This window comes from Bradyrhizobium sp. SRS-191 (assembly GCF_024586915.1).
Lineage (GTDB): Bacteria > Pseudomonadota > Alphaproteobacteria > Rhizobiales > Xanthobacteraceae > Bradyrhizobium.
Genome location: NZ_JANBVS010000028.1, coordinates 19,665 through 37,244, shown reverse-complemented (window position 1 = coordinate 37,244; position 17,580 = coordinate 19,665). Strand labels below are relative to the sequence as shown.

Here is a 17,580-nt window from a genome sequence, read left to right as displayed (position 1 = left end):
GTCAGGCGTTCCGCGGCGAGACCAGCATGCGGCCGCGCATTTCCATGTGCATGGCGTGGCAGAACCATGTGCAGAAATACCAGTAGACGCCGGGCTTGTCGGCGATGAACGTCACCGACGAGGTCTGCTGCGGATCGATCTCCATATTGACACCGTAGTTGACGATGCAGAAGCCGTGCACGAGGTCCTCGACGTCGTCGATATTGGTGACATAGACCGTCACCTCGTCGCCCTGCTTGACCTCGAACTTCTCGAGCGCATAGGCCGGCGCGCTGGACCACATGTAGACGCGCACCTTGTTGCCGTCGCGGATGACCTTGGCGTCGCTCTCCAGCGTGACACCGTCGGCCGCCGCCTGCTTGCGGGCGTCGGCGAAGAACGGGTCGTCGCGCTTCCAGATCGAGGTCACACGGCCCTCGAGCTTGGAGCGGTGCACGATCACGGCGTCATGCGGCTCGGCGAAGCTCGGGCCGTCATGCACCAGCTCCATCTTGTCGCCGGAGATGTCGATCAGCTGATCATTCTCCGGCTTGAGTGGGCCGACGTTCAGGAAGCGGTCCTTGGAGAACTTGTTCAGCGACAGCAGCCATTTGCCGTCGGCCTCGCGGGTCTCGCCCATCGAGGCGTGGTTGTGGCCCGGCTGATACTGGACGTCGAGCTTCTGGATGATCGGGTTGACCTTCTCGCCCTTGAAGGCGCGCTTGGCGAGATCGAGGCTCCATTTGCAGACCTGGCTGTCGAGAAACAGCGTGGTATAGGCGTTGCCGCGGCCGTCGAAGGCGGTGTGCAGCGGGCCGAGGCCGAGCTCCGGCTCGGCGACGACGATGTCGCGCGGCTTGATCTTGTCGTCGAACAGGCCGTCGATCAGGCGGACGTCCATGACGGTCACGGTCGGCGCCAGCTTGCCGTTGGCGACGACATGAATGCCGTCGGGCGCGGTGTTGAGGCCGTGCGGGCTATTGGAGACCGGCACATAGCGGGTGTAGGGCGAGCCCTTGCGGCCGTCGATGACGGGAACGCCGTTCATCTCCTTGAAGTCGCCCTTCTTGACGGCTTCCTCGATGCGCTTGATGTTGAAGATCGTCACCCAGTCCTGCTCGCTCGCCGTCATCTCGGCCAGCGTCACGCCCTTCTCGGAATTGTAGCAGGTCGCGAAAGCGTATTTGCCCTGGTAGTCGCAATCGGTGTTGTCGAGATTGCCGTCGACGATCACCTGCCAGGCGACCTTCATGGTGTCGCCGTCGACCGCCGAGAACATCGACCAGTATTTCGACTTGTCGTCGAGCACCTTGCCGTCGTTCGGCAACGGCACCTCATACTCGCCGTTGCAGAACAGGTAGCCGGTGCGCGGGAATTTCTGCGGCCGCATGCCGTGGATGGTGTACTGGTTCGGCAGCTCGATGATCTTGTCGCACTTCATCACGTCGGTGCGGATGCGGGCGAGGCGGGTGTTGGCCTTGTCGTTGATGAAGATGTAGCGGCCGTCATAGGTGCCGTTGGTGAACGACATGTGCGGATGGTGGGTGTCGCCGTTCATCCAGATGCCGAGCCTGTCCTTGAGCCGCTCGCGCGTCTCCGGCAGCAGGCCCTCGGTCATGATCTTGCGGCTCTCGTTGGTCTGGCCCCAGCCGGTGGCGCTGCAGCGGTTGAACACGGGAATCCGCATCAGCTCGCGCATCGAGGGCATGCCGACGATGCGCAGCTCGCCGGTCTGGCCCGAGGAAAAGAACACGTAGTATTCGTCGAGCTGGCCGGGCGCGACCTCGGCCTTGTTCTGCGCGGGGCGCGGCTGTGCCGCGGCCGGCGTGGTCTCGAGGCTCTTGCCGAGGCCGATGCCGCCGGCCACGCCGGCTGCGCCGAGCGCGGCCGTACCGACGATCTGCCGGCGGCTGAGTTTGTTCTGGTCGTCGTCGTGCGCCATCGTCGTCTCCTTATGATGGGCGATTGAGATCGGGGGATTGAGCGGGCGCCGTGAGCGGCTGGCCGGCATGGGTGATGAGCGTCTTCGGGCCGGCCTTTGGGGCACGCATCGTGGGCGACGACATCGCCTCGAACTTCTCGCGCTTGAGCCGGACCTGGATCATGTGCGGGCAGCGGTGGTCGTCGTAATAGAGCTCCTGGCAATGCATGCAGTAGATGCATTCATTGACGTTGATATGCCCCTCGGGATGGATCGACTGCACCGGACATTCCTTGGCGCAGCGCTGGCAGGGCGAGCCGCATTCCTTCCAGCGCCGCAGCCATTCGAAGGTGCGGATGCGGCCGGGAATGGCAAGCGCGGCGCCGAGCGGACACAGGTAGCGGCAGAAGAAGCGCTCGATGAACAGGCCGATGCCGAGCAGGGCGACGGCATACAGGACGAACGGCCAGCCGCGCGCGAATTTCAGGATGATCGCGGTCTTGAACGGCTCGACCTCGGCGACCTGCTCGGCCAGCGCCACTGAATACAGCGACAGGCCGAAAAGGCCGAGGAAGATGATGTATTTGATCGGCCAGAGCCGCTCGTGCAGGCCCCATGGCACGGTGATCTGCGGCACCTTCAGCAACTTCGCCACCGTGTTGGTCAGCTCCTGCAGCGCCCCGAACGGGCACAGCCAGCCGCAGAACGGCCCGCGGCCCCAGAACAGCAGACCTGCCGCCGTGGCGGCCCACAGGATGAAGATCAGGGGAGCTGCGAGGAAGAACTCCCAATGGAAGCCGGTCAGCAGCGAATTGGTGAAGGTGACGACGTTGACGACGGAGAGCTGGGCGTTTGCGTACCAGCCGAGCCAGACCAGGACGAATAAGAGATAGGCGCGTCGCACCCAGGTGTAGAGTTGCGCACGGCGCACCAGCACATTCTGAAAGAAGAAGATAGCGGTGAGGACCGCGAGAGCGACAGCGGTGATGCCGATGTTGACGGTCTGCGTGCGCCAGATGCGCATCCACAGCGGCTCCTCCGTCTCGTCTGCCGAGGTTTGCGTCGTCGTCGCCGCTGCGGGCTGTGCCGCGGGCGTCTTCGCTACGGGAACGGCAGGGCGCGTCTCCCGCTTCAGATAGACGTCGGGCAGCGTGTAGTTGAGGTCGAAGGTGAGGAACGCCTTGTCGCGGCTGCCGGTGGCCCGCTGCACCAGAAGCTGCAGCTGCCAGGGCTCGGTCGGATCGAGCGTGAATTCGGGCGGCGTGACGAACAGCCCGATCTCGCGCAGGTCAGGGGCGCCCGCGGCATTCAGCTCACCGAGGCGTGTATGGTTCTTGTCGCGGAACCGCGTGCTCGACCCTTCCTGCAGCACCTCGATGCGATCGAAGATGCCGCCGCGGACATAGGCCGAGCCCTTGAACGAATAGGCGCCGTCGCCGGCGACGATGACCGCCTGCTGCCCCGGCTGCAGCCGGGCCTTGAGTCGCTGATAGCCGTCGTCGCCGAGCAGGCTACGGCCGATCGTCGGCACGCTGGCGAGCGCGACATAGAGATCGATGAAGGTGTCGTCCGCGCTGCCCGGCTCCGGATTTTGCGCGGCCGCTGCGTTGCCCGACTTCGCGAACGCGTCGTTGACGTCGCCGATGCTTAGATGCAGCCGCCGCACCGAGCCGTCGCCGAGCAGGCTGGCCCAGTCGCGGATCTCGCTCTTGTCGGGATCGATCGTCTTGATCACGCTGGGCTGCGCGGCAGCCGCTGCTCCCGCGCCGGCGGCGCCGATGCGGCCGCTGCGGATCAGGCGGCTCGCCGAGCGTACGATGCTGTCATGCATCACCAGCACGGTGACGGTCGCGCCGGAGACGATGTCGGCCTGCGGCGGATGCTCCGCGCCTTGCGCGATCGGCGTCATGTCCTTGCCGAGCAGGCCGTTCAGCGCGGCGACGATGCGCGGCTCGGGAATGCCGATCAGCACGATCGGTTCCTTGTGATCGACCAGCTTCAGCCCGGTGATCACGCCCTTCGGATCAATGCCGACGAGAATATGGATCGGCTTGCCGGAGTAGCCGACCGCATTGGCGAAATCGGAGTTGAGATAGACGTAGCCCTTGAGCTGATCGGCGCGATAGACCGGTGCGATCGGCGGCTCGCCTTGCGGCGCGCCGAAGCGATCCGCGTCGGGGAAGAACGAGCCCGGCGTGATCTTCGACAGATAGTTCGCGAGATCGCCGGCCGCATGCGCCGTGCGCGGCGCTGCGATCATGCAGAGCGCGACAATGACGGCCACGATCGCGGCAGCCATGCGTCCTCGATTGGTGGCGACATGACTCGCAACCATTGATCACCTCAAGCGGAACGGCCCGCCCCCGAAGGACGCGTATTCCTATCAGTACTGTGTCTGGGAAAGAGGGATCGTCGCCGTTGGCGACCCCCGAGCAAATCGAGCCAACCTAAATTGACTCCTGATGTGGCAAGATGTCTAGTGGGTCTGGTTGCGACAAACGTTGCGCTGGATCAAACAGACCCGGGCGAACACACAGGCCGATCCCATCATGTTGTTGTCACGAACGCTTCTGCTCAGGTCGGAACCGGCCGGAAGCCTGCATTCGCTCGAGGAGATGTTTGCCCTCGCGAACGCGATGGAGCAGGAGGCCGCCGATCGCTACACCGAGCTCGCCGAGGAGATGCAGCGGCAGGGACGGGGCGATCTAACAAAAGTGTTTGCCGACTTGGCTGCGGCCGAGCGCGAGCATGTCGATAGCGTCGTCAAATGGTCACACGCGCGCACCGGGCGCGCGCCGGATGCGTCGATGGTGCGCTGGCAGGCGCCGGAGACCTTCGATGCCGATGCCGTGGCGGAGATTGAGAGCTCGCGCCTGATGACGCCCTACCGCGCGCTGTCGATGGCGGTGCGCAACGAGGAGCGCGCCTTCGCGTTCTGGTCCTATCTTGCGGCGTATAGCGACAGCGCCGACGTCAAGACCGCGTCGGAAGCGATGGCGCGCGAGGAGCTCGGCCATGTCGCGGCCCTGCGCAAGGAGCGGCGCCGCGCCTATCACCTTGAGAATGAGGCCAGGCGCGCATCGTTGACGGTGACGCCCGGCGGCAACGCGACGGCGGGCCAGCTCGAGCATCGTCTTGCCGGGCTGCTCTTCGAGATGGCTGCGCGCCGCCGCGGTCCGCAAGCGGATCGTCTGCGCGAGCTCGCGCAGGACGCCGAGATGATGGCGGCTGACGCAGCTGATGTGATGGATCTGCCGGCTGCGCTCGCACAGTCGGATGCGCCTGTCATCGCCGAGGCGCTCGCGGATGCCTATCTCGATTACGCCGAGCGTGCGACGGAGCCTGACCAGCTCGATCTGCTGCAGCGGCTCGCCTCACAGGCGATCGCGCGTCTGGCCTGGCTGCGCTCGCTCACTTGAGTGGATAAGGCCGGCCGTCGATCAGGCGACGGCGGCGTCTGCGTCTCGCTTCGCCGTCGCATCGGCAATGAACCGCCCGAAGCGCAGGGCGAGCGCCGGCAGCACCAGCAGGTTCAGCGCCATCGAGGTCAGGAGGCCGCCGAGGATGACGATGGCCATCGGTCCCTCGATCTCGCGGCCCGGCTCGCCGGCGCCGAGCGCGAGCGGCAACAGGCCGAGGCCGGTCACCAGCGAGGTCATCAGGATCGGCACGAGGCGGTCGGCCGCTCCGGCGATCGCAGTCTCCAGCCCCCAGCTGCGTCCTTCCTTGATGACCAGGTGCTCGTAGTGCGAGATCATCAGGATCGAGTTGCGCAGCGCGATCCCGAACAGCGTGACGAAGCCGACCATCGATCCCAGCGACAGCACGCTCCCCGTGAGGGCGACGGCGATGACGCCGCCGACGAAGGCGAAGGGCAGGTTGATCAGCACCAGGACGAGGTTGCGCCAGTGGCCGGTGACGAGCGACAGCAAGAGCACGATGCCGATCGTCGCCAGCAGCGAGTTCACCAGCAGGTCGCGGCGTGACTTGGCTTGCGCCTCGGCGGCGCCGGTGAACTCGACATGCGCGCCCGCCGGCAGCTTGACCTCCTTGGCGATCTTGCGCTTGGCCGCGGCGACGAAGGATTCGAGATCGCGCTCGCTGACATTGGCGGTCACCGTCTGCACGCGCTGGCCGTTGCGATGGAGCACGACGTAGCGTCCGGCCGTGCCGTAGACGTCCGCCACCTGCTTCAGCAGGATGTAGGCGCCGCTGGGCGTCCGGATCGGCATGTTGCCGATCTCGGTCGGACGGGCGCTGGCGTCGGGATCGAGCTTGACGATGACGTTGAAGACGACGTTGCCCTCATAGGCCTGGCCGACGACGTCGCCCTGATAGGCGGTGCGGATCAGCTCCAGCACCTCCACCGCATCGAGTCCCCAGGACTGCAGGTCGGTCGGACGCAGGGTCACGTTGACCTGCGGCATGCCCGGCGGCGACTGCTGCTGGATGTCGATCGCGCCCCAGACCTCGCCGAGCTCACGCGCGATGTCGTTGGCTGCGCGCTCGAGATCGTCGAGATCGGGACCGAACACGTTGATGACAACCGCGGCGTTGAAGCCGGACAGCGTCTCCTCGATGCGCTCGGTCAAGTAGGTCTTGATCGACAGGTTGATGCCCGCGAAGTTGGCGAGCGCGGCGCGAATGTGCTGCTCGGCGCGCTCCTGCTCGTCGCCGGACAGGCCGGGCTTCAGGTCGACCTCGATCTCGCTGGAATGCGTGCCCGCGGTATCGACGCCGGCCTCGGCGCGGCCGGCATGCTGCGCCACGCTGCGCACTTCGGGCACGTCGCGCAGCGCCGCGGCGATCAGCGTGCCCAGCCGCAGCGATTCATCCAGCGAGGTGCCGGGAAGCGTCGAGACGTGAAGGATGAGATGGCCCTCCTTGAGGTCGGGCAGGAACGTGCCGCCGAACAACGGCACCAGGCCGGCGCCGCCGATCGTGACGAGCAGCGCCACCGCCATGACCAGCTTGGGAAAGCGGCTCAGCCGGCGCAGCAGCCGCTCGTAATGCCGGCGCGACCAGCGCACCAACGGCGGCTCGCGACTGGCGCGCGGCTTGCGGCCGGCCAGCAGCAGCATCGACAGCGCCGGAGTCACCGTCAGCGCCACGAGCAGCGAGGCGATGACGGCCAGGATGTAGGCGATGCCGAGCGGACCGAACAGCCGGCCGGCGAGCCCCGGCAGCGCCAGGATCGGAACGAACACCAGCAGTACGGCGAAGGTCGCATAGGCCACCGCGCTGCGCACCTCGAGCATCGCGTCATAGACGACACGGGTCTCGCTGCGCGGCAATGCCAGAGCGCGGTTCTCGCGCAGCCGGCGCACCACGTTCTCGACTCCGATCACGGCATCGTCGACGACCTCGCCGATCGCGATCGCGAGACCGCCGAGCGTCATCGTATCCAGGCTCTGCCCCATCCATTGCAGCACGAGCACGGCGGAGAACAGCGACAGCGGAATCGCGGTGCAGCTGATCACCGACGTCCGCCAGTCGTACAGAAACAGGAACAGCACGATGACGACCAGCGCGCCGCCGATCAGCAGCGCGACCAGCACGTTTGTTGTCGCGGAATCGATGAACGTCGCTGGACGAAACAAATCGGCGTGCAGCTTGACGTTCTCGCTGTCCAGGGCCGGGCGGAGCTCCTGCAGCGCGGTCTCGACGCGCGCGGCGACATTGCGCGTGTTGGCGCCATATTGCTGGCTGATCATCATCATGATGCCGGGCTGGCCGTCGATCAGCGCGCCACCGATCGGCGGCTCCGGCGCATTGACGACGGTCGCGACATCGCCGAGCACGACGCTGGCGCCGCCCTGATGCAGGAGCACCGTGCGTGCCAGCTGCTCCGGCGTCAGCGACTGGCCTTGCGTCTGCAGGATGACGCGCTGATTGGCGGTATCGACGAAGCCGGCGCCGCGCACGCCGGTCGCCTTGCGCGCCGCCGCCACGACGTCGTTCATGCCGACGCCGAAGCGGACCAGATCGTCCGATCGCACCTGGACCTGCAGGGATCGCACGTCCCGGCCGTAGGTCGTGACCTGCGCGACCCCGGGGACTGCGAGCAGCCGCCGGCTCACGGTCCAGTCGGCGATCGTGCGCAGGTCCATCAGCGATCGCTGCTCGGAGGTCAGGCCGATCACAAGCACCGTGCCGGCCGCCGGCACGAGCGGCGTCATCGATGGAGTCCGGACGCCCTGGGGCAGGCCGTTCGTGATGACGGTGAGCCGCTCCGTCACCAGCTGTCGCGCCCTGAACACGTCTGTTCCGGGCTGGAAGATGACGGAGACGACGGAGAGGCCTTGGATCGAGGACGAGCGCATGCTCTCGACGCCGGCGAGACCGTTGATCGAGGTCTCGATCGGCTGGGTGACGAGCACCTCCACCTGCTCCGGGCTGAGCCCGGGCGCCTCGGTCTGGATCGAGACCTGCGGCGGCGCGAATTCGGGGAATACGGCGTATTTGGCGCTGCCCAGCGAGAAGATGCCATGAATGAGGATGGTGCAGGCGAGCGCCAGCATCATGCCGCGAAAGCGGATCGCAAAAGAGACCAGCGCGGCCTGCGGTCCCGTCGCGGCCAGGCGAACGCCGTCAATCATCATCGCCGCCGCGCAGCTCGCTCTTGGCTTCTTCCGACAACAGCACCTGCGCGCCGCGCATCACGAGCTCGGAGCCGGCGGGGATGTCCTGCACGACGTAATCGTCGTCGGACACCGGCTGGTCGGTGCGGATCGGATACCGCTTGAAGGTCTCGGGACCGGCGCGCAGATATACCCAGGCGCGGCCCTGCCATTGCACGATGGCGGTGTCCTCGACGAAGACGCCAGCGTAGGACTTGCCGGAGGGCACGTAGGCCGTCGTGTTCATGCCGGGCAGCAGTCCGCTGTCGCCGGCCGCGACGAAGTAATAGCTCACGCCCTGGATGCGCGGGTCCGTTCGCGGCGCAGGCGACAGATAGCGCAGATCGATGTTGGCGCTCCGCGTCGGTGCCTGCGCGAGCGCCGAGCGCGGTGGCTCGGCCAGGGTTACGCCCGGCGGCAGCGTGACCTGAACCAGCAGCTGCTCGCGCTCGATCAGCTGCACCAGCTGCGGCGAGCGCTCGATGATGCCGCGTCCGATCACCGCGCCCCATTCCTGCCGCGCGGTGGCCATCAATGTCTTCACTTGCGATTCCGCGGCGGCCAGCGCGGCCTGGTCGGTCCGGAACGTGCCTTCGGCGGCTTCGGCATCCTTCTTCGGCATCGCGGCCGATTGCACGAGATCGCGGGCGCGCTCGTAGGCGAGCCGGGCCACCTCCAGCCTGGCTTGCGCGGTCTGCAACTGGGCCTGGGCGTTGGCGTAGTTGTTGGTGAGCTCGGTGAGCCTTGCCACATCCAGCACCGTGCCATAGGCGCGGATCTGTTCGGGGTGCGACTCCGCCGCCAGCACCGCCGTCTGCAATCCGACCTGCTTTTGTTGCGTTGCGGAAAGCTTCACCGTGGCGGGCTCACGCCCTCCGGCATTGCCGGTCTCGGCTAGCGCATATCTGCTCGAGGGCGCAGAGATCAGCGCCCACAGGATTGCACCGCATGCGGCCACAGCTCTCATCGGATGCCTAACCATGCAGTGCCGGACCGACCGCTCTGGGGCCGTCTGGCGGCGTTATTGTCATTGAAAACAACAGCTACTTCAGCTCTTGCGCTGTTTCAAGCAGCGCCGGCCGGAGGCCCGCATCCGGCTCCGATGCAGGGCCCGGCGGCAGTTTGTGGCGTCCTTGTCGACGGCGCCGCCCTATGCGCGGCATGGCGATGGCCGAACATGGGCCCGGGCCTTGCGGCGGCGTGGAGACGGGATGCGCGGTATACGTCCGCATGTTTCTTCTTGAGTGTTAGAAGTATTCTTAGACATGTTCTACCGTATTCGCCCGCAGCACGCGCTGACCGTGCCGATCGAAGCTGGCGCTGAACAAAAACCCAAGACCAGCCGCTTGTTACAGGTCATTTTCATCAGCGTGTAGTCCGGGAGTTTTTCCCGAATTCCCTGCAAGATCGAGAATCGTCACATTCATCTACCTGTCGGGTCATTGATGTGACCTACCTTCGCCATACGCCTCCGCAACGAGTCGGGAGTTCCACGACGTTGCAGCGAGGCAAGCTTGTCCAGACTGAACCCACGCTCCGATCGCCCGGCGAACCGTGATCATCACGGTCAGGGCCGTCCTTGTCGGTCAGCCTCTCGCCGAGCGCGAGCCGGTGTTGCAGCGCAGCTGAGAGGGGGATCGGCACGATGAGCCATCCAGTGCACATGCGACCGAATGACGGCAAGGCGACTGATCGCGCCGCGTCGCTCGTCTCAGCCGATCATGGCAAGCGGCTGCTTGGCGCTCTCGGGGCTGCCGGGTCCGTCACGCCGGAGACCGAGGCGGCGCCGGACGCCTGGGGCACGCAGACCAGCGAGGGGGGCGGGACTGCGGCGTCCGTCGAGCCGCTGCGCGATGTGCTCGGCAGTCTGACCGAGATCATTCGCTCCGAGAGCTCTCTCGCCGAGCGGCAGCCGGATCATCTGTTCGTCGATGATCATGGCCTTGCCCTCGGTCGCGAGGAGCTGGAGCGCCTTCCCGGGATCGTGCTGAACACGTTCGATGTCGATGGTCCCGTGTGGCTGGCCGTGGAGGCGCTCGCTGCGACCGAGCCGCCGGCCATCGACGCCGATCTCGAGATCTGGGTCGAGCTGTCGTCCGATCCGGAGCGTCGTCCAGCATCGCGCGAGAGCATCCTGGTCACGGTCGACGAGATCGAGAAGAACCGCCTGACCTTCGCCCGCCATGCGCGGCCCGAGGATTTCTCGCCGGCCAGCACACTTGGCGCCTGGACCGGACGGCTGCGGCTGGAGCTGCGTCCGGATCTCGTTCAGCGCATCGAGCGCTACGTCAACGGCGGCTGGAGCGACTGGGCCGAGACCGAACGGATGCGCCGCCGCACCATGGTGGTTCATCAGCGGCTGCGCGAGATGGCCGCAGTGACGCGCGCCGACCAGGCGACGGAGATCATGTGGGGCATCGCGTTGTCGTCGTGGCGACAAAGCGGTCGCGAATGCGAGCTGCCGCTGTTCGAGCGCCCGGTCGAGATCGAGATCATCGAACGTCCCGATGCCGAGGTCCGGGTCCGGCCGCGCTTCGCGGCCGCGACCGTCAATCTCAGGGCGCTCGATGCTGTTGCACCCGACGCGGCGCTCGCGTTGCGCGGCCAGTCCGAGCGGCTGATCGATGCGCTCGAGGAGCGCGGCGAGCTGTCGCCGTTCATGCCGATCAGCCTCGAGCAGATCGCGAGCGCGGCCGGCACGCAAGGCGGCCGCAAGCCGTCGCGCGAACCGGAAGCTGCGGAGACCGCCGAAGCCCAGATCGCGACCGGCCGCTGGCTGATCGCGGTGCGGCGCCGTCCAGAGAGCCTCGCGTTGCGCGACATCGATCGCCTCAAGACGGCGATTGAGCATGCGCCGCAAACCGAATGCTGTCTGTCGACGGCCGTCAGCGCGCTGGTGGCGCAGCCGGACGGACGAGGGCACGCCAATGCGCGCCGGCAGCTCTCGGGCATCGTCGGCGGTCCGATCGATCTTGCGCCTGCGCCGAAGCCTGAGGTCGTCGAGCACGGCGATCTGTTCTTCCCGCTGCCGGCAATTGCCGAGGATGCGGAAGTCGTGCGCGAGTTCTCCCGGGCCGACGGCCTGGTCGTGCAGTCGGGCGCGCGCGAGGATCGCATTGCGGCCCTCGTCAATGTGGTGTGCCATCATCTCGCGCTCGGTGCGCGGGTGCTGGTCGTGTCGAGAGACGAGACTGCGCTGTCGCTGCTGCATCAGAAGCTGCCGTCCGGCATTCGCGAGCTGACCGTCAGTTCGACCGGCACCGACAAGGAGGTGCTGAGGAAGGCCGAGGCGCTGGCGGGCCGGCTGCAGTCCATCGTCGAGGCGCCGAACCTGCGCGATCATGTCGGCCAGATCGGCCGGCTCGAACGCGACATCATTTCCAAGCGAACGCAGATCGCATCGCTCGACGATGAGATCTCCGACGTCGTCCGGCGCAATCTGCGGCTTGCCGGCGCGGTGCCGGAGCTGCCGTTCGAGTTGTTTGAAGGTTTGATCGGCGCGCAGGACTCCTGCGCGTGGTTCATCGATCGCCCGAAGCGTCTGCTCGATGCCGGCGACCCTGTGGTCGTGGCCGTCGACCGAGCGCGCGAAGCCCGGCTGCGGCTGGGGGATCGCCTCACGCATATCGATGACGCGTTGCCCGAGGCCTCGGCGCTGCCCGACACCGCGACTCTCCTGCGTCTGCACGAGGAGCTGCGGCAGCAGGCTGCGCTGACGTCCGAGGACGGCCGCGACGAGGATCTGGCGCTCGACGCCATCGCGACCTTCGGGCTCGACGCGACGGATCGCCTCGCAGCCGATCTCGATGCGCTCGCCGCCGGCCATCGCGCCATCGCCGACGACAACTGGCTCGCAAAGCTGTCGCCGCTCGGAGCCGGCAAGACCGACGCGCCTGCCGGTCTCGACAAGGTCGTGGCCTGGGCGCGCGACGCCTCGTTCCAGCTGTCGCGCAGCGCAGAGTTCGCCAAGCGACAGGTGCAGGCGCCGGTCGAGGCCTTCACCAAGCGCGATGCCATCCGTGTCGTCGAGCGGCTCGCGGCCGGTGAGAAGCCGTTCGCACGCTTCACGCCGTCGCGCCGCGCCTTGAAAGCTGCCGTCGACGCCATCACGGTGGATGGGATTGCGCCGCAGGCGCCGACGGACTGGCAGGTTGTCGCGCGTTTCCTGCTGTGGCGGCATGAGTTGCATGCGCTCCGGTCGCGATGGACCTCGATTGCGACCAAGATCGACGCCCCGGTGCTGCAACTGGAATCGGCGCGCGCCTTCGATGACCTCGAGCGCATCGTCAAGAGCGTCGACGCGGCGATGGTGACCGCGGCGCTCGCCATGCGCAACGTGGTCGACGCCTGCCGCAAGCTGTCGATGCAGGACGCCGAGGTCAGCGCGATGCTGGCCGACATGCAGCGGCCGATCGCCTTCGCCGCCGCGATCCGTAGCGTGATGAAGCGCGTGTCCGGACCGCTGGTCGAGCTGGCGCGTCTCGGCGAACTATTTGCCGGGGCCGGCGAGCTCGCCGCCGTCGTGCAGACGGACGTGCTGTCACGGGTCGGCGATGCCGAGGCTGATGCCCATGAGCTCGAAGCGCGCTGGGCCGGCATTCTCGCGGCCATGGACGAGATCCGCGCAGCCGGTGCGGACTACGAGCTGATCAGGACGGCGTGCCGGCTGACGGTCGCTGCCGGCGCACCGAAACTCGCGGAGCGGCTGCGATCGGTTGCGACGCCGGGGACCGAGGACGCAGAGAAATTGTCCGATTGGATGACGGCCTGGAACTGGGCCGTGCTGATGCGGATCGAAAATCCCGAGGAGCGGCAGCTGCTGCACGATCTCGCTGCGCAGCGCCTGCGGCTCGAGAAGCGATCGCTGGCGCTGTTCGAATCCGTGATCAGCGCCCGCATGTCGCTCGGCATTGCGCAGAATGCGAGCGGCGCCGTCAGGCAATCGCTGAAGCAGTTCAGCGATACGATGCAGAAGATGGCACAGGCCTGCTCCGGCCCGAGCGCCCGCCGTCTGCGCTTCGCCGCGCGCAAGTCGCTGGATGGCTGGCTTGAGGACGTCCCGTGCCACATCATGCCGGCCCGGCGTGTCGCCGAACTGCTGCCGGCTCGGATCGGCACCTTCGATCTCCTGGTCGTCGACCATGCCTCGCGCTCCGATCTGCGCGAGCTGACGGCGATGCTGCGCGCCCGCAAGGTGCTGGTCAGCGATGAACGTCGCGACGCCGTGCTCACCGCGGCCGGCAGGATCGCTGCCGCCGTCGGCCGCAGCGATCCCAAGATGCTGCGGGGCATTCCATCGCCGTTGCGACGGCTGCTGTTGCCGGATGCGTCATTGCGCGATCTCGCCGAGATCCTGTTTCCGGATCGCATCATCGAGCTGCGCTCGCGGCCCGCGGCTGTCGATCCGGCCCCGCGGATGGCGGAGATCTCCAAGCCTGCCGACATGCGAGCCGCCGAACTGCCGAAGCCGGCACGGAGCTCTGCGGCCGGAGCGGCGCGACGGCCGGCGCCGCGCTCGGTGAGCACGACGCATTCGCTCGAGGAGGAGATCGCCACCGTCGCGAAATATCTCTCGATGGCGCGCCGCTCCGGCGCCGACGGCATCGCGCCCGCCGGCAAGGTGAGCGACAGGGCGGTACCGCAGCGGCCGGACACCAGCGCGCCGGCCAAACCGTCGCCCGAGATCCGCGTGCTGCGCCGGCGTCCGCCACGGGCGCCTGCCGCCGAGGTTACCGTCCCCGCGGTGGCGCCGCCGACACCGCCTGCACTGCCGCCCGTGGTGCCGCCGGTCAGCCCCGAAAAGACCGAGCTTCACGCCGTCACCGTGCGCGAAGCGCCGCGGGTCGTCGTCGACACGCCCGCGCCGGTCGCGCTGCGCCCGGCCGAAGAGAAGCCCGTGGCAGTTGTGGTGGAATTGCCGGCCGCGAGTGCCGAGCCGCCGAAGTCCGATGTGGTCGCGACGCCGGCGCCCGCTGCACCGGTCGAGGAGACCAAGATCCATCCCTCGCTCGTCGCGGTGGCGTTCAAGGCGGCGGAAACCACGGCTGCGCCGCGCCGCCGCCTGCCGAGCCGGCGGGTGATGGCGGTCGCGGCCGCCGGACTGCTCGTGATCGTCGGCGCGGCCGTGTCGTGGCAGCGTGCGTCGGAATGGCTGCAGGTGCCGTTGAGCGATGCGACCGCGGCTGCGACGCTGCCCGCCGCCGGCGAGCCGGGTGCGCGCAAGGTCAGTGCCGAGCGCATCATGCCGGACGGCAAGCCGGTCGTCGCCGCTGCGGCCGAAGAGCATGCCACCGTCGGCATGAGCGTGCCGGTCAGCACGCCCGCGCAGGCCTATCTCTACTACGAGGATCCGCAGGATCCGAAAGGCAAGCGCTATCCCGGCAAGGTGACGTGGTCGGTCGAGCAGGGCAAGGGACCGCGGGTCGATGCGGCGCCCGCGATCAAGGGCGAGATCGAGATCGAGAACGGCACCAAGGTCACGCTCTCGTTGCGGCGGAACGCCGAGATGGAGATGCCGGCGAGCCACGTCATGGAGCTCAAATTCGACTGGCCGGATCAGGCGGTGACCGGACTGACGAGCCTGCGCGGCATCGGCCTGAAGGGTGAGGAAGCCGAGCGCGGCACGGCGCTGGTGACCCAGACCGCCAAGGTGACGCCGAAGTTCTTCATGGTCGCGCTGTCCGCCAACGAGGTCGATACCAAGCGCAATCTCATGCTGCTCAAGGGCAAGCAGTGGTTCGACATCCCGATCGTCTACGAGGGCGGCAACCGCGCGCTGCTGTCGATCGAGAAGGGCACCGAGGGCGACCGCGTGTTCAAGGACGCCTTCGCCAACTGGGGTCAGTAACGGGATTGGCGGGCCAACGAGGCGAGGACGGCATGAGCGAGACTTCAGCGTTGCAATGGCTGCGGGCGCCCCGGCTCGCCGAGGACAGCCTGCCGTCGGATTCCCGCGCGGTCGCGTGCCGGCGTTGTGGCCGCACGGTGCAGGTCTCGCTCAGCGCAATGCGTCCGCCGAGCTTCCTCAGCGTCGAGGACCAGGTCGAGTGCCCCGAGGTGCAGGAGCGCTGGACCGGCAAGAGCGAGGGCGGCCTCCTGCTGATGATGTGCGGCGCCCTCGAGCAGTCGCTTGAGCCCGAGTGGGAGGCCGGCGAGGCCGATGCAATGGCCGGGCACGAACCGCCGCCGCTGGTTTCGCCCGCGCGTCCGCAACTGGTTCCTGAGCCCACGCCCGCCTTCACGGAGCACTGGGAGGACAGCCTCCACGATGATCACGAGGACGCCGCGCGAGCCGGCTGGTGGCGCTCGCTGCTCGCCCGATCGGCAGGATTTCGCAAGACGCTGATCCGCGCCGCCGTCGGCGTCCTGGTCCTCGGCATCGTCTTTCTCGGCGGCGTGCTGCTGCCGCTGCGCGAGATCAGGCTGCTGATTCAGCCGCCGCCTGGATGGACGGGCTCGTCCGGCACGCAGCGCGACGCGCTCTCCAGCGCGCCGCCATCGTCGCCGCGGCGGATTCCGCTGGAGACGGCGTCTCCGCCGCCGGATTCGTCACCCGCCTCACGGCCGCCGTCCAGCAGCTTCGTCGCTCCGCGTCCGACCGCGAGCACGGACGTTGCTCCGCCGGTTGCCGAGCCCGCGGCCCCGCCGCGCGCCGCGCCGGAGCCCGAGCCGAAGCTGCGCGTGCCGGAGTTGGTCGCAATCGCCGGCGGCAGCTTTTCGATGGGCGGTGACGACGATTCCGAGCAGCCGGCGCATCAGGTCAGCATCCGGCCGTTCGCGCTGAGCAAGCATCCCGTGACCGTCGGCGAGTGGAAGCAGTGCGTGGCGGCCGCCAGCTGCCCCGACATCGCCTCCGGGCCCGATGATCGTCCGGTCGTCAATGTGAGCTATGACGACACGCAGGCCTATCTCGCCTGGCTCTCCAGGGCGACCGGCAAGTCGTTCCGGCTGCCGACGGAGGCCGAGTGGGAATATGCCGCGCGCGGCGGCCAGCGCACCCGCTATTGGTGGGGCGACCGCATGCGTCCGGGCATGGCCAACTGCAAAGGCTGCAACGGCGGCAGCGATGCGGACTCCGACCAGCCGCCGAAGATCGGCAGCGCGCCGGCGAATCCGTTCGGCCTGTTCGACATGGGCGGCGGCGTCGGCCAGTGGGTCGCGGACTCCTGGCACAAGAACTACAAGGGCGCGCCGGCCGACGGCTCGGCCTGGCTCGAAGAGGGCAGCTACGCGCGCGTCATCCGCTCCGGGTCGTGGAAGAACGGTTCGGCCGAGGCACGGGCAGGAAGCCGCGATCGCTACGACGGCCGCATCCGGCATCAGACCTTAGGCTTCCGCGTCGCGTCGTCACCATAGGGGCACTGAATGTTGCGGATCACGTCCAGGCGATTCTGTTTGATCTTGACCATCTCGCTCGCGCTCGCGCCGTCGCTGCTGTCGGCCAAGGGCACCAAATCGGCAAAGGACGCCCGCGTCTACTTCATCTCGCCGGCGGACGGCGAGACGGTGAGCGGTCCCTTCATCTGCCGCTTCGGCCTGCGCAACATGGGCGTGACGCATGCCGGTGACGATTTCGCCGGCAGCGGCCATCATCATCTGCTGATCGATGTCGACGAGACGATGCAGGCGGGCGAGGCGATACCCCGCGACAAGAAGCACATCCATTATGCGGCCGGCGAGACCGAAGCGCGCATCGAGCTGCCGCCCGGCAAGCATACGCTGCAGCTCGTGCTGGGCGATACCAAGCACATCAACTTCGATCCGCCCGTGGTCTCCGAGAAGATCATGATCACGGTCGGCAAGTCGAGCGGAGAAGAGCAGGCGCGCGCCACCCGGAGCACCAATGAGCGGCGCAAGCTGATGGAGCGCGCCGCCGCGCCAGCAGAGCCGTTGCCGCTGCAGCCCACGGTAACTCCGGAGATGACGAAGTCGCCGGAGAGCTCCGACTTCATCAGCCGCGTCTTCTCCGGCACGCGCTGATCGCTCCCAGGATGGATCGCGGCTGGTCGCGGCGCGGCCGGCTCTTGCGCGTCATCGATCCCCAGCGCGTACGCGCTGTCG

Annotated in this window: 8 protein-coding genes; 4 read left to right on the top strand and 4 right to left on the bottom strand. The window is 67.5% G+C overall.

The genetic code is table 11. The features are described from left to right. Position 1: 1 nt before the first annotated feature. On the bottom strand, positions 2–1,921 hold the full coding sequence (gene nosZ / locus NLR35_RS31920) for a TAT-dependent nitrous-oxide reductase (RefSeq protein ID WP_257170520.1): 1,920 nt from the start codon (positions 1,919–1,921) through the stop codon (positions 2–4). A 10-nt stretch (positions 1,922–1,931) separates the two neighbouring features. Continuing rightward, positions 1,932–4,199 (bottom strand): NosR/NirI family protein, encoded by a 2,268-nt coding sequence (locus NLR35_RS31915; protein WP_257170519.1) that lies wholly within the window; start codon positions 4,197–4,199, stop codon positions 1,932–1,934. 250 nt (positions 4,200–4,449) lie between these two features. Between NLR35_RS31915 and NLR35_RS31910 the strand changes: the two genes are divergently transcribed. Further along, positions 4,450–5,319, top strand: coding sequence for a ferritin family protein (locus NLR35_RS31910; protein ID WP_257170518.1), 870 nt, complete (start codon positions 4,450–4,452; stop codon positions 5,317–5,319). A 21-nt stretch (positions 5,320–5,340) separates the two neighbouring features. Here NLR35_RS31910 and NLR35_RS31905 read toward each other — a convergent pair whose 3' ends face one another. Both NLR35_RS31905 and NLR35_RS31900 read right to left on the bottom strand, forming a co-directional pair. After that, the gene (locus NLR35_RS31905) at positions 5,341–8,499 is read right to left on the bottom strand and encodes an efflux RND transporter permease subunit (RefSeq protein WP_257170517.1); all 3,159 of its coding nucleotides are present in this window, start codon (positions 8,497–8,499) and stop codon (positions 5,341–5,343) included. Further along, the gene (locus NLR35_RS31900) at positions 8,492–9,502 is read right to left on the bottom strand and encodes an efflux RND transporter periplasmic adaptor subunit (RefSeq protein WP_257170516.1); all 1,011 of its coding nucleotides are present in this window, start codon (positions 9,500–9,502) and stop codon (positions 8,492–8,494) included. Before NLR35_RS31900 ends, NLR35_RS31905 begins: the two co-directional genes overlap by 8 nt. A gap of 663 nt (positions 9,503–10,165) precedes the next feature. Here NLR35_RS31900 and NLR35_RS31895 point away from each other — a divergent pair. Genes NLR35_RS31895 through NLR35_RS31885 form a run of 3 tightly spaced genes read left to right on the top strand, consistent with a single transcriptional unit; the run spans position 10,166 to position 17,499 of the window. After that, complete coding sequence (locus NLR35_RS31895; protein ID WP_257170515.1) at positions 10,166–15,367, top strand: AAA family ATPase; 5,202 nt, start codon at positions 10,166–10,168, stop codon at positions 15,365–15,367. Between the two features lie 32 nt (positions 15,368–15,399). Continuing rightward, a complete protein-coding gene (locus NLR35_RS31890) occupies positions 15,400–16,875 on the top strand; it encodes a formylglycine-generating enzyme family protein (RefSeq protein WP_257170514.1) in 1,476 nt (491 codons plus the stop codon). Between the two features lie 9 nt (positions 16,876–16,884). Further along, positions 16,885–17,499, top strand: coding sequence for a DUF4399 domain-containing protein (locus tag NLR35_RS31885; RefSeq protein WP_257170513.1), 615 nt, complete (start codon positions 16,885–16,887; stop codon positions 17,497–17,499). Positions 17,500–17,580: the final 81 nt, after the last annotated feature.